Source organism: Polaromonas sp. SP1 (genome assembly GCF_003711205.1).
GTDB lineage: Bacteria > Pseudomonadota > Gammaproteobacteria > Burkholderiales > Burkholderiaceae_C > Polaromonas.
Genome location: NZ_CP031013.1, coordinates 3,288,180 through 3,312,504 on the forward strand (window position 1 = coordinate 3,288,180; position 24,325 = coordinate 3,312,504).

Here is a 24,325-nt window from a genome sequence, read left to right on the forward strand (position 1 = left end):
CAGATCACCATGCAACTCGCTGAAATCTCCATACGCCGCCCGGTTTTTGCCACCGTGCTGTCGCTTCTGATCGTGCTGATTGGGGCGGTCAGCTTCAACCGCCTCACGGTGCGCGAATACCCCAAGATCGACGAGCCCGTCGTCACCGTCAGCGTGCGCTATGTGGGCGCGTCGGCCGAGGTGATCGAGTCGCAAGTCACCAAACCGCTCGAAGACTCCATCGCCGGCATCGACGGGGTGGACGTGATCACCTCCATCAGCCGCGCCGACCAGGGGCAGATCAGCGTGCGCTTTCGCCTTGAAAAAGACGCCGACTCCGCCGCCGCCGAGGTGCGCGACCGCACCTCGCGTGTGCGCAACCGCCTGCCGCAGGCCATCGAAGAGCCGGTGATCGCCAAGGTCGAGGCCGACGCCTTCCCGGTGATCCAGATCGCGTTTTCCAGCGAGTCGATGACGCCGCTGCAGATCAACGACCTGGTCAACCGCATCGTCAAGCCGCGCCTGCAGACCGTCACCGGCGTGGCCGATGTCCGCATCTTCGGTGAGCGTAAATACGCCATGCGCGTGTGGCTGGACACCGACAAGCTCGCGTCCTACCGCCTGACCACGCAGGACGTCGAAGACGCCATCCGCCGCAGCAACCTGGAGCTGCCGGCCGGCCGCATCGAGTCGCAGCAGCGCGAATTCAGCGTGACCTCGCAGACCGACCTGGTCAGGCCCGGCCAGTTCGGCGAGATCGTGATCAAGAACGTCAACGGCTTCTCCGTCAAGGTGCGTGATGTGGCGCGGGTGGAAGAGGGCGCGGCCGACGAGCGCACCGCCGTGCGCCTCAACGGCCGTTCCGCCGTGGCGATCGGCGTGATCCGCCAGGCGACGGCCAATCCGCTGGATTTGTCCAAAGGCGTGCGCGAGGCCATTCCCAAGCTCAAGGCCGATCTGCCGCCCGACGTGCTGATCGACATTGCCAACGACAACTCGGTGTTCATCGACCGTTCGGTCAAAAACGTCTACCGCACCATCGCCGAGGCCATCGTCCTGGTGGCGCTGGTGATCTTTGTTTTCCTGCGCACGATGCGCGCCTCCATCATCCCCATCATCACCATCCCGGTGAGCCTGATCGGCACCTTTGCCCTGATGGCGCTGGCCGGTTTCACCATCAACACGCTCACGCTGCTGGCGCTGGTGCTGGCCATCGGGCTGGTGGTGGACGACGCCATCGTGATGCTGGAGAACATCTTTCGCCACATCGAAGAAGGCATGGACCCGTTTTCCGCGGGCATCAAGGGGGCGCGTGAAATCGGTTTCGCGGTGATCACCATGACGGCGACTTTGGTGGCCGTGTACGCGCCGCTGGCCTTTACGCCGGGCCGCACCGGGCGTCTGTTTGTCGAGTTCGCGCTGGCGCTGGCCGGTGCTGTGGTGGTGTCGGGCTTTGTGGCGCTCACGCTCACGCCCATGTTGTGCACCCAGCTGCTCAAGCACAACCCCAAGCCCAACCGCTTTGACCGCACCATGGAAAAGGTGCTGACCGGCATCTCCGACCGTTACGGCGATTTGCTGCGCTGGATCGTCACCAAACGCTGGGAGCCGTCCGGCGGCAACCCGGGCTGGGGCCAGAGGCTCAGGGCGTTCGCCTTCCAGGCGCGCTGGATCGTGGTCGGCGTGATGGCGGTCAGTGCGCTGGCCATCGCCCTGGTTTTCCCGACGATGAAGCAGGAGCTGTCGCCGATTGAAGACCGCGGCGTGATCCTGGCCAACGTGACCGCGCCCGACGGCGCCACGCTGGACTACACCAACCGCTATGCGCAGGCCATTGAGAAGATGGGCCAGCCGTTCCCCGAGTTCGACCGCATTTTTGCCAACGTCGGCAACCCGACAGTGGCCCAGGCCAGCGTGGTCTACCGCACGGTGGACTGGGACGAGCGCAAGCGCTCGACCATCGAGATGGCGCGCGAGTTGCAACCCAAGTTCAATGCGCTGCCGGGCGTGAACGTCTTCACCATTACGCCGCCGTCATTGGGCCAGGGCTTTCGCGACCGCCCGATCAACTTCGTGATCCAGACCTCCGACAGCTACCAGAACCTGAACGCCGTCACGCGCCAGATGCTCGACGAGATCGCCAAGAACCCGGGCATTGTCTCGGTCGACGTGGACTTGCGGCTGAACAAACCCGAGCTGCGCATTGAGGTCGAGCGCGACAAGGCGGCCGACCTCGGCGTGAGCGTCGAGGTGGTGGCCAAGGCGATTGAAACCCTGCTGGGCGGGCGCAACGTGACACGCTACAAGCGCGATGGCGAGCAATACGACGTGATCGTGCAAACGCAGGCCAGCGGACGCACCACACCCGACGACATCGACCGCATTTATGTGCGCGGCCGCAACGACGCGATGATTCCGCTGTCGGCGCTGGTCAAGGTGCGCGAAAGCGTTTCGCCGCGCGAACTCAACCACTTCGGCCAGCGGCGCTCGGTGTCGTTTACCGCCAGCCTCTCCGGCGACTACTCGCTGGGCGAAGCGCTCAAGTTCATGGACCAGACGGCCTCCAGGGTGCTCAAGACCGGCTACAGCACCGACCTGAACGGCACCTCGCGCGAGTTCCGCAACTCGCAGGGTGCGCTGGCCATTGTGTTTGTGCTGGCCTTGCTGTTCATTTTCCTGGTGCTGGCCGCGCAGTTTGAAAGTTTTGTCGACCCGCTGGTGATCATGCTGTCGGTGCCGCTGTCCATGCTGGGCGCGCTGCTGGCGCTGAAGTGGACGGGCGGCTCGCTCAATGTGTATTCGCAGATCGGGTTGATCACGCTGGTGGGTCTGATCACCAAGCACGGCATTTTGATTGTCGAATTCACCAACCAGCTGCGCGGGCAGGGCATGGAGATGATCGACGCGGTCGTCAAGGCCTCGTCGCAACGCCTGCGGCCCATCATGATGACCACCGGCGCCATGGTGCTGGGCGCCTTGCCGCTGGCCCTGTCGCACGGCGCGGGCGCCGAAAGCCGTACGCAGATCGGCTGGGTCATCGTGGGCGGCATGACGCTGGGCAGCGTGCTGGCCGTGTTTGTGGTGCCCACCATGTACACGCTGTTTGCCCGCAAGGCGATTCCGGGCGCCAACAAGGCTGTGGCCAGGGATGAGCCGGATGCACACCATGCGCACGAGCATCCCGAATACGTAGCCAAGTAGCGGCTCCAATTTCCTCCCATGCAAAACGCCCTCTCCGGAGGGCGTTTTGCTTCGGGGCCACAAAACCCATTCCCTTCGTGTCGCCCAGTGCCCCGCCGCGGCTGCCTGGCGGCGAAACCACCGGCGGTATTTCGGTTGCTATTATTTTGATAGCTGAATGTGATTGCCTGGTATTGGCTGCAAGGCTTTTTCTTTAAAAGAATACGTCTGGCGGCCATGGCTGCCGGGGCGACTGCTTATTTGTCTTGCGTCGCGGATTGGTAGTTCATTTGTATTAGGTGGAAACCTAAAGTCGGAAATAGGTACTAGCGAACCGAAAGCCGCGCGATGGTCCTCAGATCCGCTGTTTTTCGTTTTCGGCGCCCGCGTTTGTGAGTGCGACTGAACTTGCCGAGACAGGCGGATTGCAGGCTTGCCGACTTCAGCCGGCAGCGTTCATCCAGTCCATACGCGGGTTTTGTCATGACACATCAGGTTAAATCGCCCCAGGAGTCCCGGCTGTTACGGGATTTTCTGGCCGTGCATCAAGCGCACCCAGCGCACGAAGTCGTTGAGGCATCGCGCACCCCAGGCAGGGGCCCTGCTGCGCTGACGGGGAAACCGGCTTGACCGCGAACCCTGCGGGCCGAATCCGCACAGTTGCGTCTTTCCTGATTCCCTTCTTGCTTGCGCTGGCCCATACGGCTTCTGTGCAAGCCCAGGAAGCGCCCGGCGCGAGGGCCTATGGTGTGCAGTTCGTCTGCTCGCCTGCCCAGCTGGCGCAGCTCAGCCCCGGGATGCTCCGCTATCTCCGGCAACTGGGCATCCCGGCCCACCTGGTGCAGGAAACTTTCGACAAGTCCCGGGGCGCCGTAACGTATTCCCTGCTGGGCCCAGGCGCAGCCGTAAGCACCCTGTTTCTGGCGCAGCGCCCGGAGCTGGCGATCGAGAACGAGGTGGTGGTGCTGCCGGTGCGAAACAACAAGACACGCAAGCTCAAGACGGTTTCCAGAAAAGAAATCCTGTTGGCTTTGCTGCACCCGGGCCGTTTGACTGAATTCCGGGGAAAGGCCTGTGATGTGCAGGCGCTGGTTGACCATGTAGGCATTCGCCAGAACATCGTGGCCTGGGCACAGAAACTGGAGTGGGGGTGGCCCGAGGGCGGCCCTGCAAAGTGGAATTCCCGTTACTGGATCAAGGGGACACCCAGGCCAGATGTCCCTTTGTATAAAGCCCTCAACGACATGTTTTTTGAGCAGGGGAAATACGCCATTGGCTGCTACACCGCGACCAAGATGGTGTACGCCCACGGTTTGCTGGACTACTTCCGCCGCGTCAAGGGCGACGCGGATGCGGCACACGCCGTGGAGCGGCGATTACTGGGCGACGGGTGAGCGCTGGTTGACGTCGAACCCGGCGCCATGTGGAGCTTTGAAACGGACTTTGACCCGCTGGAGCTGGAGCGGCCGGGCAAGATCCTGCGCATGACCGGCGGTGCTGCCCCTGGCAATTTTGTTCCCGGTGATTGGACCTATCTGCTGAATACCGATGTGCGCACCAGCCAGAAAACGGGTTATGAAGGCTCCAATGCCATCTACCTGGGCGGCAACCGGTTTGACGACTATTACAACGACAACAACCACTACTACACCTACAAGGAAAAACTCAGTGAGGTCTATCAGTGGCGCCACGATGTTTTCAGCCGGCGACGCGATTTCAAAAAAATAAGGCACCTGAGCCCGCAAGACTATGAGCGCCTGAACGCTGCGCCGGAACACGGCGGCTTGCTGATGAGTTATCGGGTGGTGCCGTATTTTTTCGGCTACGAAGACTTGCCGCCGCTGCAGGAAGCCCGGCCAGACTAGGGCGCTGCCAGCGCCGCGCATGCAGGCGGTCTACAGCGCACCCTCAAACATGAGGACGTCGACCTCGTCGCCCACCGCCACATTGCCCTGCGCGTGGTGCAGCACGATCAGGCCGTTGGCTTCGGCCATGGAGCGCAGCACGCCCGAGCCCTGGCTGCCGGTGGTTTTGACCTGCAGCGACCCGTCGGCCGCAGTCGATACCCAGCCGCGCTGGTATTCGGTGCGGCCGGCTTTCTTGCGGATGGCTTCCGTGCTGCGGGCCTTGAGCAGCGGCGGCTGCGCCGCGCTGGCACCCATCATCTGCAGCAGGGCGGGGCGCACAAACGCGAGGAAAGTCACCATCACCGCCACCGGGTTGCCGGGCAGCCCGAACAGAATGGCGCCATTCGGATTGCTATGATTTTGATAGCTATCAGCCCTTGCGTTATCTGGGCTAGAGGCCAATTTGGTTGGTGAAATTCGCCCCACGGCCATAGGCCGTCCAGGCCGCATCGCAATGCGCCAGAAGGCCACGTCGCCCAGCTTCTTCATCATGGCCTTGGTGAAGTCGGCCTCGCCCACGCTCACGCCGCCCGAAGTGATGATGGCGTCGGCCTGCAAGGCGGCGCGGGTAAACGCCGCCTCCAGCAAGGCCGGTTCGTCGCGCACCACGCCCATGTCGATCACCTCGCAGCCCAGGCGGGTGAGCATGCCGAAGACGGTGTAGCGGTTGCTGTCGTACACGGCGCCTTCGCGTGGCGCTTCGCCCAGCGACAGGATCTCGTCACCGGTAGAAAAATAGGCCACCCGCAGCGGCCGCCAGGTGGCGAGAGTTTTAAGGCCTAAAGAAGCCGCCAGCCCAAGCCGGGCAGGGGTCAGCTGCTCTCCTTTTTGTAGCGCCGGCCGGCCCTGCATCAGGTCTTCGCCGCGCAGGCGGCGGTTGTCGCCGGCGCGCAGCAGCTTGGGGGGAATGGTGATGAATTCGGTTTGGCCGGCCCCGGCGCGGACGGAGACGAACTCCTGCGGCACCACCGTGTCCAGGCCAGGCGGCATGATCGCGCCGGTCATGATCTTGACGCACTGGCCGGGCTGCACGCTGCCTTGCCAGGCCTTGCCGGCCAGCGCGGTGCCGGGCGCCACCTGCAGCTCCAGCGCCGAGTCCGACAGTTGGCTGCCGTCAAAGGCGTAACCGTCCATGGCCGAGTTGTCGTGCGGCGGCACGTCAAAGGGCGAGACCACGTCGGCGGCCAGCACGCGGCCAAAGGCCTGCATCAGGGGCAGCTCAACCACGTCCTGCACCGGCATGACCAGCCGCGAGAGGAAGTCCAGCACCTGGCTCGCAGACAGGGCTTGCGGGTCGTAGCCTTGCAGCTCCGCGGCGATTTGGTCCAGGGTTTTCACGGCAGGCATCAGTCGCGGCGGGATTCCAGCTGGTGCAGCTCGGCCAGCGTGTTGGCGTTGAAAAAGCCGCGCGTGTCGTCGCCGGGCCGGTCAAAGGGCACGATGGCGGTTTTGTGCTGCGCCGTCCAGGCGTCGATCTTGCGGCCGCCGCTGTGGGTAAAGCGCACCAGGCTTTCCAGCATGTGGGTGCCCATGAGGCAAAACACCGGCTGGGGCCTGAGCTGGCCGTCTTCTTCAGGCGCCGCGGCCATGGCGAAGTCGGCGCCTTCGCGCACAAAGGCTTCTGCCAGCCGTGCCACCAGGTCGTCCGGGAACAGCGGCGTGTCGCAGGGCACGGTCAGCATGTAGGGCGTCTCGCAGCGCTCCAGGCCGGTCAGGAAACCCGCCAGCGGCCCGGCATAGTCGCCCAGCCCGGTGCTGTCGGGCCACACCGGCACGCCAAAAGATTCATACGCCGCCAGGTTGCGGTTGGCATTGATCATGACCTCGCCGACCTGCGGCGACAGCCGCATCAGCGTATGCAAGGCCAGCGGCACGCCGTTGAAGTTTTGCAGGCCCTTGTCGACCCCGCCCATGCGCGACCCCCGGCCGCCGGCCAGGATCACGCCGGTAATGGCTTCGGCGTGGAGGGGCATGGGGTGGTGGTCATTGGGTGTCAAATCATCCGCCTATGTAGCTCATCTCGACCCGTTTCGCATTGGAGTCGGGTGTAGTGGTGTCGGCCGGCATCGCAGCGCGCAGTTCCGAATAGCGGTCATCACGCCCCTGCCAGATGTGCGCCACGGCGGCCGAGATCTGGTCGTCGGCGTAACCGCCGCGCAGCAGGGCGCGCAAGTCCTGGCCCTGGCTGGCAAAGAGGCACAAAAACAGCTTGCCTTCGGTCGATAGCCGTGCCCGGTTGCAGTCGCTGCAAAAAGCCTGGGTCACGCTGCTGATCACGCCGATCTCGCCGGCGCCGTCGGCATACCGCCAGCGCTCGGCCGTCTCGCCGGCGTAGTTCGGGTCTATGGCCACCAGGGGAAACTCAGCGTTCAGCCGCTCCACCACCTGGGCAGAAGGCAGCACTTCGTCCATGCGCCAGCCGTTGGTGGCGCCCACGTCCATGTATTCAATAAAGCGCAGCACCGCACCGCTGTGGCGGAAATGCCGGGCCATGGGCACGATCTCGGCGTCATTGGTACCGCGTTTGACCACCATGTTGACCTTGAGCGGCGCGAGGCCGACTTTTTGCGCGACCTCGATACCCTTGAGCACATCGGCGACGGGGAAGTCCACATCGTTCATGCGCCGGAAAATGGTGTCGTCCAGCGCGTCCAGGCTCACTGTAACGCGCTGCAGGCCTGCGTCCTTGAGCGACTGGGCCTTTTTGGCCAGCAGGGATGCGTTGGTGGTGAGCGTGATGTCCAGCGGCTTGCCTTGCGGCGTTTGCAGTTTGGCCAGCATTTCAATCAGCACCTCCAGGTGCTTGCGCAGCAGCGGCTCGCCGCCGGTCAGCCGGATCTTCTCGACGCCGTGTGCCACAAAAATCTTTGCCAGCCGGGTGATTTCTTCAAAACTGAGCAGCGAGGTCTGCGGCAGGAAGGCGTAATCCTTGTCGAACACCTCGCGGGGCATGCAGTAGCTGCAGCGGAAGTTGCAGCGGTCCGTCACGCTGATGCGCAAGTCCCGCAGCGGCCGGCCCAGGGTGTCGCTGAGCAACCCGCTGGGCGCCTGCAGTTGCTCGGGCACATACGGTACGCGCGAGGCGTAGCGTATGTCGGCAATGGGAATGATTTTCTCGGTCATGTGAGGGCCAGGCGGTGAATTTACCCTATTGGCTATCACCAGGGCCATGACAGGTGAATGTATGACGGCGTTGCCGCGGCGTCCCGTTCAGCCAAGCCAGCGCACGTTTTCCACAATCTCTGCGAAAAAAGCCCTCAAGGTGGAGGTGCTCATGGCATAGGGGTCGAAGTCCGAGGAGCTTGAATATTTAAGAAAGATCTGCCGGTTCTCCTCCAGTGAGGCAACCAGCCCCATGGACCAGCTCGAAAACCGGCGGTGCGAGATTTCCGAGAAGTCGAGTACCGCAAACTCTCTGTGGCGCCCGTCGCGCAGGATACGGTGATACAGGGCGTTGACCGCCATCTTGTCGCCTTCGAGTTGCTGCAGAAAAATGCCGTTGTTCAGGCACAGCGCGCCCGTTACCCCGGCCCGGCTGTTGTTGCGCTTAGATGAAGCCAGAATGTCCTTGATATCGCCCGGGCCCAGCGCGCCGGTAGTCCGGCTTGCATAAGTGAGTTGTACCAGCATCGTTGTCCCCAGAAAAGTTTCAGTTTGTCACAAAGACAAATACCCTGTAACGCACTGGGGTGTGCCTCAAACGCAGCGGGCGCCGTCGACTTCAAGGCATACGCCGCTGATGAAATCGGCCTCGTCGCTGGCAAGATAAAGCGCGGCATTGGCTACATCCAGCGCTGTCGAAAAGCGCCCCAAAGGAATGCTCGCGCGAAAGCGGGCTTTGCGCTCCTCATCCACTGGCCCACCGGCAAATTCGGCAGACAAGCCTGTGTCCGGGTTGAACACCGGGTTGATGCAGTTCACCCGGATGTTGTCGGGGCCCAGCTCGGCCGCCAATGACTTGGAGGTGGTGATGACCGCCCCTTTGGAGCCGTTGTACCAGGTCAGGCCCGGGCGCGGGCGCACGCCGGCCGTCGATGCGATGTTGATGAAGCTGCCGCCGCCCAGGCTGCGGAACACGGGCGTGGCATGGATGGTGGCGAGGTAAATGCTTTTGACGTTGATGGCGTAGCACTTGTCGAAATCGTCTTCGCTCACGTCCAGCGCGGGCTGGTTGCGGTGCGTCCAGCCGGCGTTGTTGACCATCACGTCGAGCCGGCCGTAACGGTCCACGGCGGCCTCGACCAGCGCTTTCACCTCGGCGGATTTCGTCACGTCGGCGGCAAAGAAGGAGGCCGTGCCGCCGGCTTTGGTGATGGCGGCTACCACTTTTTCGCCCAGCGCGACGTTGATGTCGTTCACGATAACCTTGGCGCCCTCGGCCGCCAGTCGCCTGGCAATGCCTTCACCGATCCCGCCCCCGGAGCCGGTGACGATGATGGATTTGTCTTTGACCCGCATGGGTTTGTCTCCAGGTATTTTTGGTTTTGGGCTTTGAATTACTACGTGAGCTTATTACATCTCAGCCGTGGCGAACGGCCACCGTCTTCAGCGTCGTAAACCCGTACAGCGCCTCAAAGCCTTTCTCACGCCCGTAGCCCGAAGACTTCACGCCGCCAAACGGCAGCTCCACGCCGCCGCCGGCGCCGTAGTTGTTGATGAACACCTGGCCGCTTTTGACACGTTTGGCCATGCGGAACTGGCGCGCGCCGTCGCGCGTCCAGATGCCGGCGACCAGCCCGAACTGGGTGGCGTTGGCCAGCTCGACCGCGTGGTCTTCGTTCTTGAAGCTCATGGCGCACAGCACGGGCCCGAACACTTCGTCTTGCGCCAGCCGGTGCGTCACCGGCACATCGCGCAGCAGTGTGGGGGCCTGGTAGAAGCCGGTGTCGGGCGCCTCGTCGACGATCTGGCCCTGGGCCACCATGGGGATGTTGGCGACCTGCGCGTCGCTCAAAAAATCCCACACGCGCTGCTGCTGGGTTTGCCGGATCAGCGGGCCCACGTCCAGGTCCATGGCGGCGGGGCCCACGCGCAGGTTTTCAAAGGCCTCGCCCAGGCGCAGCAGCAGCGGCTCGTAAATCGCCTGCTCCACGAGCAGGCGCGAGCCGGCCGAGCAGGTTTGGCCCGCGTTTTGCACGATGGCATTGATGATGGCCGGGATGGCCATGTCCAGGTCGGCATCGGCAAAGACGACCTGCGGGCTTTTGCCGCCCAGCTCCAGCGTGACGGGGCAGTGGCGCTCGGCCGCCACCTGCTGGATCAGCGTGCCCACCGTGGGGCTGCCGGTAAAGCTGATGTGGTCAATGCCTTTGTGGCGGGCCAGCGCGTCGCCGACTTCATGGCCGTAGCCGGTCACGATGTTGATGGCGCCGGCCGGAAAGCCGACCTCGGCGGCCAGCTGCGCCACGCGGATCAGTGACAGGCAGGCGTCTTCAGCCGGCTTGACGACGCAGACATTGCCCGCAGCCAGCGCACCGCCCACGCTGCGGCCGAAGATCTGCATCGGGTAGTTCCAGGGTATGACGTGGCCGGTCACGCCGTGCGGCTCGCGCCAGGTCATCACGCTGTAGCCGTCCAGGTAGGGAATGGTGTCGCCGTGCAGCTTGTCGCAGGCGCCGGCATAAAACTCGAAGTAGCGCACAAGGGCGGCCGCGTCAGCGCGGGCCTGTTTGGTCGGTTTGCCGCAGTCGCGCTGCTCGATCATGGCCAGCTCTTCAGCGTGCTCGGCGATCTTGGTGGAAAGCCGCATCAAGAGGCGCCCGCGCTCGGCGGCGCTGAATCGGCTCCACACCAGCTCCAGGCATTCGCGGGCGCTTTGCACGGCGGTGTCGATGTCGTGCGCGTTGCTGCGCTGGATTTCGTCAAACACCTGGCCGTCGGACGGGTCGATGACGGGGATGGTTTTGCCGGAGGTGGAAGGAACGGAGGCGTTGGCGATGTAGTTGAGCTGCATGCGTAGGATTTTGCTTGAAACCGGGTCATGGCGTTCCCGGGGATAAATTTAAGAAAAAAAGGCCTGTAGCCAAGGAGCTGCCTAGGCCTGCAGCTATCAATTCAATAGCAACAGGGTTTCACGGGGCCGGCCAGGCGCTGCGGCCGCGCGCTTGCCGTATGGCCTGCCCGCAGGGCCATCAAAAAAGCCCGCCGAAGCGGGCTTTTTGACGGATTGGCCGGGCGCTTATTTCGACGCGGCCGGTGTTGGCGTGGCCGCTGCATCGGCTGCCTGCGTGGGCGCCGGCGCCGGCATGGCAGGCGCTGTGGGCGTTGCGGCCGGTGCGCTCACCGCGGCGGGCGCTGCCATGGGGGCGCTGGGCGCAGCTTGCGCGGGGCCGCCGTGGAACTTCATCACCAGCGGCACGATGAGCAGCGCCACGATGTTGATGATCTTGATCAGCGGGTTGACGGCCGGGCCGGCGGTGTCCTTGTAGGGGTCGCCCACGGTGTCGCCGGTCACGGCGGCCTTGTGCGCCTCCGAGCCCTTGCCGCCGTGGTTGCCGTCTTCAATGTATTTCTTGGCGTTGTCCCAGGCGCCGCCGCCGGTGCACATCGAGATCGCCACAAAAAGGCCGGTGACGATGGTGCCCATCAGCAAGCCACCGAGGGCCTGCGGGCCGAGCGCCAGGCCGACCACAATCGGCACCACCACGGGCAGCAGCGACGGGATCATCATTTCCTTGATGGCGGCGGTGGTCAGCATGTCGACGGCGGTGTCGTACTCGGGCTTGCCGGTGCCGTCCATGATGCCCTTGATGTCGCGGAACTGGCGGCGCACTTCCACCACCACGGCGCCGGCGGCGCGGCCCACGGCTTCCATCGCCATGGCGCCAAACAGGTAAGGAATCAGGCCGCCGATGAAGAGGCCGATGATCACGTAGGGGTTGCTCAGGTCAAAGCTGATGGTGTTGCCATAGGCCTCAAGCTTGTGGGTGTAGTCGGCAAACAGCACCAGCGCAGCCAGGCCGGCGGAGCCGATGGCGTAGCCCTTGGTCACGGCCTTGGTGGTGTTGCCCACGGCGTCCAGCGGGTCGGTGATGTCGCGCACACTGCTGGGCAGCTCGGCCATCTCGGCAATGCCGCCGGCGTTGTCGGTGATGGGGCCGTAGGCGTCGAGTGCGACCACGATGCCGGCCATGCTCAGCATGGAGGTGGCGGCAATCGCGATGCCGTAGAGGCCCGCCAGCTTGAAGGCCACCAGGATGGCAATGCAGACAAAGATCACGGGCCAGGCGGTGGAACGCATGGACACGCCCAGGCCGGCAATGATGTTGGTGCCGTGGCCGGTGGTGGAGGCTTGCGCGATATGCTGCACCGGTTTGTATTGCGTGCCGGTGTAGTACTCGGTGACCCAGCAGAGCGCGCCGGTCAACACCAGGCCGACCGCGCAGGCGCCGAAGAGGCGCATCTGCGTGCCGGTGGCCGTCACGGCGTTGTCGGGCATCAGCCACACCGTGACGAAGTAGAACGCGATCAGCGACAGCACGCCCGCGATGGCCAGGCCCTTGTAGAGGGCCGGCATCACGTTCTTCATGCCGGGCGAGGCCTTGACGAAGAAGCAGCCGATGATGGAGGCGATGATGGACACGCCGCCCAGCGCCAGCGGATACACCGCGGCGGTGGCGCCCGCGCCGGACAGCAGCAGCGCGCCCAGCACCATCGTGGCGATCAGCGTGACGGCGTAGGTCTCAAACAAGTCGGCGGCCATGCCGGCGCAGTCGCCCACGTTGTCGCCCACGTTGTCGGCAATCACGGCCGGGTTGCGCGGGTCGTCTTCGGGAATGCCGGCTTCGACTTTGCCCACCAGGTCGGCGCCGACGTCAGCGCCCTTGGTGAAGATGCCGCCGCCCAGGCGGGCGAAGATGGAGATCAGCGAGGAGCCGAAGGCAAAACCGATCAGCGGGTTGAGCAGGTTGGCCAGTTTCAGGTCGGGCGTGTAGTTGCCGTTGCCGACCAGGAACCAGTAAAAGCCGGCCACACCCAGCAGGCCCAGGCCCACCACCAGCATGCCGGTGATGGCGCCGCCGCGGAAGGCGACGTCCAGGGCGGGGCCTATGCCCCGGGTGGCGGCCTGCGCGGTGCGCACATTGGCGCGCACCGACACATTCATGCCGATAAAGCCGCAGGCGCCCGAAAGCACCGCGCCGACCACAAATCCGACGGCGGTCTTGCCGTCAAGAAAGAAGCCGATGAGCACCGCCAGGATGACGCCGACGATGGCGATGGTTTTATATTGCCGTGCAAGGTAAGCAGCGGCGCCGGTCTGGATGGCGGCCGCGATTTCCTGCATGCGGGCATTGCCTGCGTCCTGGGAAAGAATCCAGCTGCGTGCCCAGATGCCGTAACCGACGGCGATGAGCCCGCAGACCAGCGCAAGAATGAGCGCCGAGTTGCCTGTCATGGATGACATGTGAAATCTCCTACGTTGTTTTTCGCTTGGAGGGGGTTGCAACGCTAGCAAATGGTGTCTTAACCCCCGCTGCGTTGCTTCCTCGTTGCTCTCAACATGCTGTGGAGACGATTGGCCAACCTTTGAAATTTACTGCCAAAACGTGACAACTTGGCCAGGCGTAAGGTATGAATCAGTAAAATGAGGGTAAATACCGAGCGCTGGCTCAGGCAGCCTGGTGGTATTCGCCACGACTGGCCCTCTTGTTTTCATCCCCCGTTCTCTCTTTTCATTCTTTTTCCTTACCTACCCAAAGCGACCATGTCCCTCGATAAAGTTTCCCCCGGTAAAAACGTTCCCGAATCTTTTAACGTGATCATCGAAATCCCGATGAACGCCGACCCGGTGAAGTACGAAGTGGACAAGGAGTCCGGCGCGATTTTTGTGGACCGCTTCATGAGCACGTCCATGCACTACCCGACCAACTACGGTTATGTGCCCAAGACCATCAGCGGCGACGGCGACCCGGTCGACGTGCTGGTGATCACGCCCGTGCCGCTGATCCCCGGCGTGGTGGTCACCTGCCGCGCCATCGGCATTTTGAAGATGCAGGACGAGGCCGGCGAAGACGGCAAGGTGCTGGCTGTGCCCATCGACAAAAAATGCTCGCTCTACACCCAGTGGCAGAAACCGGAAGACATGAACCCGCTGCGCCTGAAGACCATCTCCCACTTCTTTGAACACTACAAAGACCTGGAAGAAGGCAAGTGGGTCAAGGTGCTGGGCTGGGAAGGCCCGGACGCTGCGAAGAAAGAAATCACCGACGGCATTGCCAATTACGCGAAAGACGGCAAGGCCTGAAAATTTAAACGATTTAGGGCTCTGGCCCAATTGCAGTGTGGACTGGCTGCTATCAATAAGATAGCGATGTCTCGCTGCAGAACATGAAAAAGCGCCTGAAGGTCGATTCCTTCAGGCGCTTTTTGTTTGTCTGGCCGGCGAGGGCTAGGCCCGCGCAGGGTCCGGGTACACCAGGCCGTGCAGCCGGCCTTTGTCTTCACGCGGAAACGGCTTCCAGCGGCCTTCGGCTTGCGCCAGCCGGTCGGCCACGGCCCACCAGGCGCTGGGGTTCACGCCCAGGCCGATGTGGCTGGCCAGCACTTCGATGTTTTCGGTGTGCGGGTTCGCGGCGGCCGGCGCCTGGATGCTGGCTTGCCAGGCCACCACGCCGTCGGTGCGTGAATAGATGCTGGTGGTCGGCACCGGCGGCGCGGCGGGCAGGTCGTAGTTCTCGGACTCGCGTTCCACATTGCGGCCGCTGGTCAGTTCATAGATGCGCCAGGCGTTGGTGGCCTTGTGCGAACCCGCAAAGGGCGTGCCCAGGGTGATCACGCCACGCACCATGTGCGGCATTTCCTTGGCCAGTTCGCGCGCATACACGCCGCCCAGGCTCCAGCCGATCAGGCTGACCTTGCGGCCCGTGGATTTGAAGGTGCGCGCCAGGCTGTCGCGGGCTTCTTCCAGCACGCCGGCGCGCGGGCCGAAGTTAAAGCCCTGGTCCCAGCCCCAGGGGCTGTAACCGAGCGACTGCAGGTAGTGGCGCAAGGGCACGGTGCTGACGTCATTGGCCGAGAGTCCGGGGAACACCATCACCGCATGGCCGTCGCCCCGTGGGGCACGCGCCAGCAGCGGCCAGCTGGGAAGCAGGGCGCCAAACTCCCAGAACGCGCGCAGCTCAAGCGCCAGCAGCCAGGCGCTGGGGGCTACGTCGTGCAGGGGCGGTTTGTTGGTGTCTGTAGGGGGACTGGAAGAATTTCGCTTGGATGACGGGCTTGCCATGGCTTGGAGCATTGAATGTCTTTTTGGAGTTCCGACTTAAACAGTATGGAGGCGGTTGCGGTTGTTTACAGAGGGAGGCGCCTCTAACCTGGCCGCTTCGCTGTCGTTTTCGTCGCCTTCGGGACAGCGGCTTTGCGGGTTTTTACGGGGACTGCTTTCGCGGGTGCCTTTGCAGCTGCTTTCTTGACGGGTTTCTTTGCCGCTACCTTGATGGTCTTTTTGGGTACGGGTGCCGCAGCAGGCTCTGCCGGCGGGGCTGTAGCCATCAGCGTCTGTGCTTCCGCGAAGGCATCTTCAATCGCCTTCGCCAGGTCTTTCGCATGCGGCAGCGCCTTCTTGTCGGCAATGATGCCGAAGTCCACATGGCCGGCATAAGTCTGGATGGTGATATTGAGCGCCAACCCGTGCAGGATGATGGACAGCGGGTGAAATGTCAGGAACTTCGCACCGGCCAGGTACAGCGGCACCGGTGGGCCCGGCACATTGGAAATCGCCAGATTGGCCACCATGGGCAGGCGGCTGGCCATGCCGCTTTTGCCGTAGGCGTTCAGCGCCATCTTGGCCGCGCCGCCCACCAGCCACGGCGCCAGCAGGGAAGGGTAGTCCGTCGGCAGCAGCCCCTTGAGGCTTTGCATCGAACTTTTGACCTTGCCGGTAGAAGCCATGATGGCGTTCATGCGTTTGAGCGGATGCGCCAGGTGTGTGCCCAGCTCGACCAGGCTCATGCTGACCTGGTTGCCCAGGTTGCTGGCGTCGCTGGCGCCGGCTTCGCGCAGCGACACCGGCATGGCAGCCACCAGTGATTTTTTGGGCAGGCTGTGGTGCTGCGTGAGGTAGTTGCGCAGCGCGGTCGAGCAGATCCACAGCACCATGTCGTTGAAGGAGCCGCCCACTGCCTTGCCCATGGCCTTGGTCTCGGCCAGCGGGATGGTGGCGGTGACGAAGACACGGCCCGTATTGATTCCGGCGTTGAAAGGCGTTTGCGGCGCCAGGCGCATCGGTATCTTGGCCTTGACGCCGGTGGCCGAGCTGCCGATGGATTGTTTGGCCAGGGTGCTGCCGAAGGTGGAAGCCGCCGCCGGCAGCGATTTGGCCACCTTGGCCAATTGTCCAAGGGAGCTGGAAAACACCGAGCCGATCATCTTGCCCAGCTTGAGGTCGGCTTCCAGCTTGCGTTTGCGCTCAGGGTCCGGCGGCGCCACGTCACGCGGCACGGGGCTCAAGTCCAGCATGGCGTTGGCCAGCATCACGCCGCCTTTGCCATCCAGCGCGGCGTGGTGGATCTTGGAGAAAAAGCCCGCCACGACCTTGCCGCCTTGCGACGCCGGCAGCTGGATGCGGTCAAAAATATAGAACTCCCAGAGCGGGAAGTTGCGGTCTATCACCTCGCCGTGCAGCTGCGCGCACAGCTTGTGCACCTCGGCCAGCGTCATGGGCGCAGCGCCTTTCTTGACAGGGTCGGCACGCCGGATATGAAAGTCGATGTCGACCTCATCGGCGTCCACCCACAGCGGATGGCCCAGGTCGAGCGGCATGAACACCAGCTTGCGGCTGAACACCGGCGCCAGGTGCATGCGTTTGCCGATGTGGTCCTTCACGGCCTTGTGAAAGCTGCCTTTGAAGCCTGCCGGCAGTTCACACAGGTTGAGCGAACCCACGTGCATGGGCATTTCGGGGGTTTCGAGATAAAGAAAGGTGGCGTCGAGGCCGGTGAGGGATTTCATGGTTGTTGTCTCCGTGCGGAGACCTTAACCGAGCGGGTCGTTTTGCGGCACTAGGGTTTGCCGTAGCCGCATGTGTCGCCGCGGGCTCAGCGCGCGGCCGGCATCCGCTTCACGCTTCGCAGTCGCCCAGCATGCCCTGCTCGTCATCAAGCAGCCCGGCCACCGGCGTCGCCTTGGCCAATGCCATCCACACACCCAGCGGCAACTGCTGCCGCGTACGGCGCGGTGCCGCACGCACGACGGCCAGGCGATTGTTTTCCATCACCATCACGCCGCATTCGGTGGGGATCTCATCGGCGCTGCCGATGGGCCGGCCCTTCGCGTCGCAACCCAGCACATACCAGCATTCGCCGCCCAGGTCGAGGTAGGCCGCGCGTTTTTCGGGGCGGCGCAGGTCGCCCAGCAGGTCGGAGCGGTGCACCTTGATCTCGTGAACGATCGGGTCCACGTACGCTTGCACGGTGGTATTGCGGATGGAAAACACGTCGGGCCGCGCGATGCACCAGCGCACCTTGCCGCCTTCGGTTTCGGGCGGCAATTGGGCGCGCAGGCCCAGGCCGCGCCAGGTGATGCGGCCGGCGCGCACCATCTCGCCGGCCACGTGCCCGACCAGCGCCTCATGCTTTGACAAGGCCGTGCGGTTGCGCAGCAAGGTGGCCGCCAGGTAGGCCACACCGGCATCGGTGACGCGCACCGTTTCATGTCCGGCCGGGCCGGCCACGCGCTGCAGCATGCCGTTGGCCAGCAGTTCAATCTCCAGCAAATCCTGGCTGGGCCAGCCCGCCGAACGGTAGATTTCGCGCAGGCGCCTGGCATGGTGGCGGCCCAATGGCGCGGCGGCGGCGGGAGGGGTGATATCACTCATCGAACAGAAGACCTTGCGGCTTTCAGAGCGGGACGATCTCGAAGCGCGCGTTGTCCTGGTTGTCGCCCAGCGGCCTCATTGCAGCCAGAATCGCATCGGTTTCGGCGTGCTGCCACAGGGCGATGACTTGCTCCTCGGCTTCGGAGGCGCCTTCCAGCGGCAGGTCTTCCTGCAGGGTTTGCGCCAGCATGTAGGCCTGCAGCGAAGGCAGCACGTACTCGGGGTCGCCCAGCGCAAATTCAAGCGCCATGCGAAAGCGCAACTCGGCGGCGGCGCGCGCGTCGGCGCTCAAGCTGTTGGCGTCGACCATGTTGACGGTGTAGGTTGGTGTGGCTGCCATGTGGTCCTTGCGGTAAGTCAAAAAAATGCCAATGAAAAAAGCCGGGACAAGCCCGGCCTTTTTTGAGGAGCGCAGCTTATCAGAAAGCGTATTTAAGGCTGATGCCGTAGTTGTCGCCACGGATGGCGGTGCCGGAGACGCGGTTGTTATCGTTAAATTTGCCGAAGTCTTCGTATTCGAAGCGTACCGCCAACTGGGGCGTGAAATTGTAAGCAACGCCGATACCGATCATCGGCGAGGTTTTGGTGCCGCTGTTCCCGACTGAGCTGACCTTTCCGTGGTTGCTGGAAATGCCCAGCTTGCCGAAGAGCGAGAAATTGGACGACAGCGGCAGCGTGCCGGTGCCGGCAACGCTGTACTGCGATGCTTTCAGGCTGCCTGTGCCGACCAGGGCGCCTGTTGCGTCGCGAACCGCCAGGTCCCGGTTGCCGAGGTCGGAGTACTGGGCCTCTACGCCCCAGTTGGGAGTGATCTGGTAGCCGCCGTAGATCTTGACGGAGGCCTTGCTGGAGTCGCCGCCGGTAAGGGTGAACGGGGCGACCGTACCATCTACGCCGCGAATCGAGGATGAACCCACGCCGCCGCCGATATACCACTGGGCCGAAGCCGGCATCGCTACGAACGCTGCGGCAATTGCGCCAGCCAGGAAAACTTTTTTCATCGAAATATCTTTCAAAAAATGGAACACTAGGAAACCGGGGCTGAGGATAATTAGCCCGGTAAAAATGTCGGCTACGGATGGGTTACCGCTTCAACATTCACCTATTTGCAACATTTTTTGTTCGATGGCGCGGCCGTGGCGGCGCGCTCTCATTCAGTTGGAGGGGGCGCTTTGAACGGATTGCGTCGCTCCAGGTCGTCCATGTAGTTTTCAATGCCGGCGCCTTCACGCTCGAGAAAGCGCTCCACCGCGTCGGCAAATGCCGGGTGCGCCAGCCAGTGGGCGCTGGTGGTCTTGACGGGCAGCAGGGCGCGGGCCATTTTGTGTTCACCCTGCGCGCCGCCTTCAAAGCGCTGCACACCGTGCGCGATGCACCATTGCAGCGGCTGGTAGTAGCAGGCCTCGAAGTGCAGACAGTCGACGCGGGCGAGGGCGCCCCAGTAGCGGCCGTAGGCGGTCAGGGGCTGATCTTTTGCATCAAATTGGCCTCCAGCCCAGGTGGCGCCTTGGCTTATTGCTATCAAACTTGTAGCAATGGGCCGGCGCTCGCCGTTGGCGTTTTGTTCGGCCACAAACAGCAGCCAGTTCTCCGGCATGGTGTCCTGCATGCGCTGGAAGAAATCGCGGCTGAGGTAGGGCGCATTGCCGTGCTCGTAGTAAGTGCGCTCGTAGCAGCGGTAGAAAAAATCCCAGTCGGCGTTGCTGATGTCTTTGCCCAGCGACCAGCGGAAGGTGATACCGGCCTCCGCTACCTTGCGGCGCTCCTGGCGGATTTTTTTGCGCTTTTCCTGCGTCAGCGACATCAGGAAATCGTCGAAGTCGCGGTAGCCGGCGGGTGATCCGGTCCAGTGGAATTGAACCGTGTGGCGCAGCATCAGGCCGGCTTCCTTGCAAGCCGCGACGTCTTCATCGGCGGTAAACAGCAGGTGCAGGGACGAAAGCTCTTCTTGCGTGCACCAGGCCACGAGGGCGTTGACCAGCAGCGTGCGTTCGGCCGCCGTGCGCGCCAGCAGGCGGGCGCCCGGAACCGGCGTGAAGGGGACGGCCGCCACGGCTTTGGGGTAGTACGCGAGCCCGTGCTGCTGGTAGGCGTTCGCCCAGGCGTGGTCGAACACGTATTCGCCGTAGGAGTGCTCTTTGAGGTAGAGCGCGCAGGCGCCGGCCAGCGTGTCGCCCTTCCAGAGGGTCACAAAGCAGGGCGTCCAGCCGGTCTCGGGTGTGGCGCTGCCGCTTTCGTGCAGCGCGGCCAGGTATTCATGGCGCATGAAGGGATTGACGGCCTCGCCCGGGCATTGCGCCGCCAGCAGGGCGTTCCACTCGGCGGCATTGACCTTCAGCGGCGAATCCAGCACGCGGATGACATAATCGTTTGAGTCTTTTTTCACGTGTTTCGGGGTTTTACTTCTACATGCCACTCAAAATCTGCGTTGCCCAGCTGAACTATTGTGTGGGGGACATGCCGGGCAATGCGCAAAAGATCATCGACGCAGCGCGCACAGCCTATGCGGACGGCGCCCGGCTGGTGCTGACGCCCGAACTGGCCATTTGCGGCTACGCGGCCGAAGACCTGTTTTTGCGCCCCTCTTTCATCCAGGCCTGTGATGATGCCGTGAATCGGGTGGCCAGTGAGCTGGCCGGGTTAAAAGGCCTGACAGTGGTGGTGGGCACACCCACCCACGGCGACAACGGCAAGGGCCTGCGCACCAAAAGCGTGGAAGTGCAGCAGCGCCACAACGCCGCCAGGGTGCTGCGTGAGGGCCGCATGATCGAAACCTACGCCAAGCGCGAGCTCCCCAACTACCAGGTGTTTGACGAGCGCCGCTACTTCACGCCGGGGCAGGGCACCTGCGTGTTTCAGGCCGGCGAAGGCGATGAGGCCATCAGCATCGGCCTGCTGATTTGCGAAGACGCCTGGTTTGAAGAGCCGGCGCGCCTGGCCAAAGAGGCCGGCGCCGAGCTGCTGGTGGTCATCAACGCCTCGCCCTTCCACGTGGGCAAGGGCGGCGAGCGCGAACAAATGATGCAGGTCCGCACGCAGGCCACCGGGCTGCCGCTGATCTACGCCCACCTGGTGGGCGGGCAGGACGAGATCGTGTTTGAAGGCCGCTCTTTTGCGCTGCAGGCCGACGGCACGCTGGCCGGGCGGGCCGAGAGTTTTAAGGAAAATCTGTTTGTAGCCCAGGCGCAGCGTGCACAAGACGCTATTAAATTAATAGCGGGCATCGTCCCCGAGCGAAGCCATGAGGCCGACTTGTGGGACGCGCTGGTGCTGGGCGTGCGCGACTACCTGGGCAAAAACGGCTTCCCGGGCGCGATTTTGGGCCTGTCGGGCGGCATCGACTCGGCGCTGGTGCTGGCGATCGCGGTCGATGCGCTGGGCGCCGACAAGGTGCGTACGGTGATGATGCCTTCGCCCTACACGGCCGACATCTCCTGGATCGACGCGCGCGAAATGGCCGAGCGTGTGAAGGTGCGCTACGACGAAATTTCCATCGTGCCCGAGTTCGAGGCCTTCAAGGCTTCGCTGGCCGGCGAGTTCAAGGGCCTGAAGGAAGACACAACCGAAGAAAACATCCAGGCGCGCATACGCGGCGTGTTCTTGATGGCGCTGTCCAATAAATTCGGCTCCATCGTGCTGACCACCGGTAACAAGAGCGAAATGGCCACCGGCTATTGCACGCTTTACGGCGACATGGCGGGTGGCTTTGCGGTCATCAAGGACGTGCTCAAGACCTCGGTGTTCCGCCTGGCGCGCTGGCGCAACGCCAACGACCCGTACGGCACCGGCAGCAACCCGATTCCCGAGCGCATCATCACGCGCCCGCCCAGCGCTGAGTTGCGCCCCGACCAGACCGACCAGGACAGCCTGCCGCCCTACGAGGTGCTGGACGCCATCCTGTCGCGCTACATGGAAAACGACGAAAGCGCCGAAGGCATCATCGCCGCCGGCTTTGACCGGGCGGTGGTCGAGCGCGTGGCGCGCCTGATCCGCATCAACGAATACAAGCGGCGGCAGGCGCCGGTGGGCATCAGGGTCACCCACAGGAGCTTCGGCAAGGATTGGCGCTATCCTATTACCAGCCGATTCAGGCAATGAGGCCCCCACGGTCGCTCGCTTCGCGTAGCTTCCTGCCCCCCGAGGGGGCCGCCCGCCTTGCGGCCCGGCAAAGCCGGTTCCGCGGCTCATGCTGGTGAAGAGCTTCTGGTGACCTTCAAATGCTTTTGACGATTTTTAGAACTACTAACGGAGATATTCAGTGAAACAAATTACCGCTGTCCTCAAGCCTTTCAAACTCGAAGAAGTCCGCGAGGCTTTGGCCGAATGCGGCGTGACCGGTCTGACCGTCACGGAAGTCAAGGGTTTCGGCCGCCAGAAGGGCCACACCGAGCTGTACCGCGGCGCCGAATACGTGGTCGACTTCCTGCCCAAGGTCAAGGTTGAGGTCGTGGTGAAAACCGAAGACGTGGAGCGCTGCGTGGATGCCATCGTGCGTGCCGCACGCACCGGCAAGATCGGCGACGGCAAGATCTTCATCACCAGCGTGGAGCGCGTGGTGCGCATCCGCACCGGAGAAGAGGACGAAGCGGCCGTCTAGATGGCCCCCACGTTCGCTCACTTCGTGTAGCTCCCTGCCCCCTCGAGGGGGCCGCCCGCCCTACGGCCCGGCAAAGCCGGTTCCGGGGCTCATGCTGGTTGAGAAAATCTCGCTGCCCGTATTAGATCTGGTCAAGGCGTGTGGCTGTTGGTGTCATGCCGGCTGCCTGCACCAGGGCTTCGAGTAGCGGCTCCGCGTCCGTGCCGGTGCGTATCAGGTCCATCAGCCATTCGTTCATGAACCCGGTCTTCACCGAAGACGCCAGGAACGCCAGCAGGCTGTCGTAGTAGCCGCCCATGTTGAGCAGGCCTACCGGCTTGTCGTGGTAACCCAGCTGGCGCCAGGTCCACACTTCAAAAAACTCTTCCAATGTGCCGATACCGCCCGGCAGCGCCAAAAATGCGTCCGCCTTTTCGGCCATGATGCGTTTGCGCTCGTGCATGTTCTCGACAATGTGCAGTTCGGTGCATCCTGTGTGGGCCCATTCCTTTTCAACCAGCGCTTTGGGAATAACCCCCACCACACGCGCGCCGGCCGCCAGCGCGGCGTCGGCCAGGATGCCCATGAGCCCGTTACGGCCGCCGCCGTAGACCAGTTGCCCGCCGCGAGCCCCGATCCAGGTCCCGACGAGGGCGGCAATGGCGGCAAATTCAGGCTGGTTGCCGGGGCGCGAGCCGCAATAAACGCAAATGGAAAAGGCGGGTTTTTGGGCTTCTGTCACTTCGTTGATGCGCTTGTTCATGCCGTAAACCGTTGAAAGAGCGCCAGGGCCCAGGTGCCTGCGCAAAGCAGCAGGCTGAGCAAGACGGCGGCACTGCCCATGTCCTTGGCACGCTTGGAGAGGTCATGCCATTCGGGGCCGATGCGGTCGATGGCGGTTTCGATGCCGGTGTTGAGCAACTCCACAATCATGATGAGGATGACCGTGCCGGCCAGCAACACGGTTTCGACCCAGCTGCGGCCCAGCCAGAAGGCAGCGGGTATCAGCACGATGGAGGCGATGGCTTCCTGGCGAAACGCTGTTTCATGCCAGCCGGCGCGCAGGCCGGCAATGGAATAACCCGTGGCGTGCCAGACGCGGTTCAGGCCCCGGCGGTACTTTTGGGGGTTGACCGGCTCCTCGGCGGAAGAGGTTGGGGCGGTGCTGCTGGCGGAAGCTGGCGCAGACGTGGAAAACGGGACTTGTTCGGGCATGGGGCGATTGTCGCGCAGCTTTATGGCATGTTGATGTTAGAGCCTGGCGCTACCGGGATGTTTCGGCGGCTGGCTTGCTTTTGCTTTTGCGGCCGGGCCTTTCCGGCGCCACCCAGGTAATCAGCCGCGTGCCTGCAAAGGCGTCATGCCAGAACTGCTTTTGCGGGTGAAAGCGCGCCAGGATCGCCCAGATCGCCACCCAGCCCAGCGCCAAAACGGCGCCTTCGCGGCCCGGCAGTGCAAATATCCAGCTGGCGGCCAGCGGCGGCAGGAACCAAAGCCAGCTGAGCGCATAGCGCAGCAGGGCGCGTTTTTGTGTGATGGGCGCACCGTGAACGTCCACCACGCGGATATTCCAGGTCTTCATGGCCAGCGTCTGGCCTTTGGCCCAGAACCAGACAAAGTAGATGCCAAATATGACGAAAACAAAGGCTTGCAGCGCATGGCGGTTGTCCAGTGCATTGCGGGTCTGACTGAGGGTGCTGAAGAGGTATCCGGCAAGGAAAACCACGCCGAACATCAGCATGCCTTCGTACATCCAGCAGGCCATGCGCCTGGGGATGGACGGTATTTGGGAAGTGTCGGTGACGGTCACGTGTGTTGCTATGAATGCCCGCTGGCAGCGGGGCTGCAGCAAGGCGGGGCCAATATTTCGGG

Annotated in this window: 22 protein-coding genes; 6 read left to right on the plus strand and 16 right to left on the minus strand. The window is 63.3% G+C overall.

Annotated features, from left to right (window positions below; all coding sequences use genetic code 11):
- The first annotated feature begins 9 nt into the window (after positions 1-9).
- The 3 genes from DT070_RS15655 (at position 10) to DT070_RS21790 (ending at position 5,024) form a co-directional block, all read left to right on the plus strand.
- Positions 10-3,180, plus strand: coding sequence for an efflux RND transporter permease subunit (locus DT070_RS15655; RefSeq protein ID WP_122956235.1), 3,171 nt, complete (start codon positions 10-12; stop codon positions 3,178-3,180).
- A gap of 605 nt (positions 3,181-3,785) precedes the next feature.
- Positions 3,786-4,553 (plus strand): hypothetical protein, encoded by a 768-nt coding sequence (locus tag DT070_RS21785; RefSeq protein ID WP_122956236.1) that lies wholly within the window; start codon positions 3,786-3,788, stop codon positions 4,551-4,553.
- 27 nt (positions 4,554-4,580) lie between these two features.
- Positions 4,581-5,024, plus strand: coding sequence for a hypothetical protein (locus DT070_RS21790; RefSeq protein ID WP_122956237.1), 444 nt, complete (start codon positions 4,581-4,583; stop codon positions 5,022-5,024).
- 30 nt (positions 5,025-5,054) lie between these two features.
- Here the strand turns inward: DT070_RS21790 and glp are convergent, their stop codons facing one another.
- The 7 genes from glp to DT070_RS15700 all read right to left on the minus strand — a co-directional run bounded on the left by glp (position 5,055) and on the right by DT070_RS15700 (position 13,461).
- Positions 5,055-6,404: a gephyrin-like molybdotransferase Glp gene (gene glp, locus DT070_RS15670; RefSeq protein ID WP_122957439.1), complete on the minus strand. Its 1,350-nt coding sequence runs from the start codon at positions 6,402-6,404 to the stop codon at positions 5,055-5,057.
- A gap of 8 nt (positions 6,405-6,412) precedes the next feature.
- Positions 6,413-7,039 carry a molybdenum cofactor guanylyltransferase MobA gene (gene mobA / locus DT070_RS15675; protein WP_122957440.1) on the minus strand — a complete coding sequence of 209 codons (627 nt, stop codon included), beginning with the start codon at positions 7,037-7,039 and terminating at the stop codon, positions 6,413-6,415.
- A gap of 25 nt (positions 7,040-7,064) precedes the next feature.
- Entirely contained in the window at positions 7,065-8,189 is a 1,125-nt protein-coding gene (gene moaA / locus DT070_RS15680; RefSeq protein WP_122956238.1) for a GTP 3',8-cyclase MoaA, read from the minus strand.
- 87 nt (positions 8,190-8,276) lie between these two features.
- On the minus strand, positions 8,277-8,696 hold the full coding sequence (locus tag DT070_RS15685) for a BLUF domain-containing protein (RefSeq protein WP_122956239.1): 420 nt from the start codon (positions 8,694-8,696) through the stop codon (positions 8,277-8,279).
- Between the two features lie 66 nt (positions 8,697-8,762).
- Complete coding sequence (locus tag DT070_RS15690) at positions 8,763-9,524, minus strand: SDR family oxidoreductase (RefSeq protein WP_122956240.1); 762 nt, start codon at positions 9,522-9,524, stop codon at positions 8,763-8,765.
- Positions 9,525-9,585: 61 nt separating this feature from the next.
- The gene (locus DT070_RS15695; protein ID WP_122956241.1) at positions 9,586-11,019 is read right to left on the minus strand and encodes an aldehyde dehydrogenase family protein; all 1,434 of its coding nucleotides are present in this window, start codon (positions 11,017-11,019) and stop codon (positions 9,586-9,588) included.
- Positions 11,020-11,244: 225 nt separating this feature from the next.
- Positions 11,245-13,461: a sodium-translocating pyrophosphatase gene (locus tag DT070_RS15700; protein WP_122956242.1), complete on the minus strand. Its 2,217-nt coding sequence runs from the start codon at positions 13,459-13,461 to the stop codon at positions 11,245-11,247.
- A 309-nt stretch (positions 13,462-13,770) separates the two neighbouring features.
- Between DT070_RS15700 and ppa the strand changes: the two genes are divergently transcribed.
- Entirely contained in the window at positions 13,771-14,310 is a 540-nt protein-coding gene (gene ppa / locus DT070_RS15705) for an inorganic diphosphatase (RefSeq protein WP_092126101.1), read from the plus strand.
- Positions 14,311-14,454: 144 nt separating this feature from the next.
- On the opposite strand, the gene DT070_RS15710 is transcribed toward ppa, so the two are convergent.
- From DT070_RS15710 to DT070_RS15735, 6 genes are all read right to left on the minus strand, one after another.
- Entirely contained in the window at positions 14,455-15,288 is an 834-nt protein-coding gene (locus DT070_RS15710; protein WP_122957441.1) for an alpha/beta hydrolase, read from the minus strand.
- Positions 15,289-15,371: 83 nt separating this feature from the next.
- Entirely contained in the window at positions 15,372-17,012 is a 1,641-nt protein-coding gene (locus tag DT070_RS15715) for a wax ester/triacylglycerol synthase family O-acyltransferase (protein WP_122956243.1), read from the minus strand.
- Between the two features lie 109 nt (positions 17,013-17,121).
- Positions 17,122-17,877 carry a hypothetical protein gene (locus DT070_RS15720; RefSeq protein ID WP_122956244.1) on the minus strand — a complete coding sequence of 252 codons (756 nt, stop codon included), beginning with the start codon at positions 17,875-17,877 and terminating at the stop codon, positions 17,122-17,124.
- Positions 17,878-17,899: 22 nt separating this feature from the next.
- Entirely contained in the window at positions 17,900-18,217 is a 318-nt protein-coding gene (locus DT070_RS15725; protein ID WP_122956245.1) for a hypothetical protein, read from the minus strand.
- Between the two features lie 79 nt (positions 18,218-18,296).
- Complete coding sequence (locus tag DT070_RS15730) at positions 18,297-18,878, minus strand: outer membrane beta-barrel protein (protein ID WP_122956246.1); 582 nt, start codon at positions 18,876-18,878, stop codon at positions 18,297-18,299.
- Positions 18,879-19,027: 149 nt separating this feature from the next.
- Positions 19,028-20,263, minus strand: coding sequence for a GNAT family N-acetyltransferase (locus DT070_RS15735; protein ID WP_122956247.1), 1,236 nt, complete (start codon positions 20,261-20,263; stop codon positions 19,028-19,030).
- Between the two features lie 23 nt (positions 20,264-20,286).
- Here DT070_RS15735 and DT070_RS15740 point away from each other — a divergent pair, with 23 nt between their 5' ends.
- Both DT070_RS15740 and DT070_RS15745 read left to right on the plus strand, forming a co-directional pair.
- Positions 20,287-21,975 (plus strand): NAD+ synthase, encoded by a 1,689-nt coding sequence (locus DT070_RS15740; RefSeq protein WP_122956248.1) that lies wholly within the window; start codon positions 20,287-20,289, stop codon positions 21,973-21,975.
- Between the two features lie 160 nt (positions 21,976-22,135).
- Positions 22,136-22,474: a P-II family nitrogen regulator gene (locus DT070_RS15745; RefSeq protein ID WP_007869659.1), complete on the plus strand. Its 339-nt coding sequence runs from the start codon at positions 22,136-22,138 to the stop codon at positions 22,472-22,474.
- A 121-nt stretch (positions 22,475-22,595) separates the two neighbouring features.
- Here DT070_RS15745 and DT070_RS15750 read toward each other — a convergent pair whose 3' ends face one another.
- From DT070_RS15750 to DT070_RS15760, 3 genes are read right to left on the minus strand one after another with little or no spacing between them, the layout of a single operon-like run.
- Complete coding sequence (locus DT070_RS15750) at positions 22,596-23,216, minus strand: TIGR00730 family Rossman fold protein (protein ID WP_122956249.1); 621 nt, start codon at positions 23,214-23,216, stop codon at positions 22,596-22,598.
- A complete protein-coding gene (locus DT070_RS15755; RefSeq protein WP_122956250.1) occupies positions 23,213-23,668 on the minus strand; it encodes a diacylglycerol kinase in 456 nt (151 codons plus the stop codon). Before DT070_RS15755 ends, DT070_RS15750 begins: the two co-directional genes overlap by 4 nt.
- A 49-nt stretch (positions 23,669-23,717) precedes the next feature.
- Complete coding sequence (locus DT070_RS15760) at positions 23,718-24,263, minus strand: RDD family protein (protein ID WP_255416837.1); 546 nt, start codon at positions 24,261-24,263, stop codon at positions 23,718-23,720.
- Positions 24,264-24,325 lie beyond the last annotated feature (62 nt).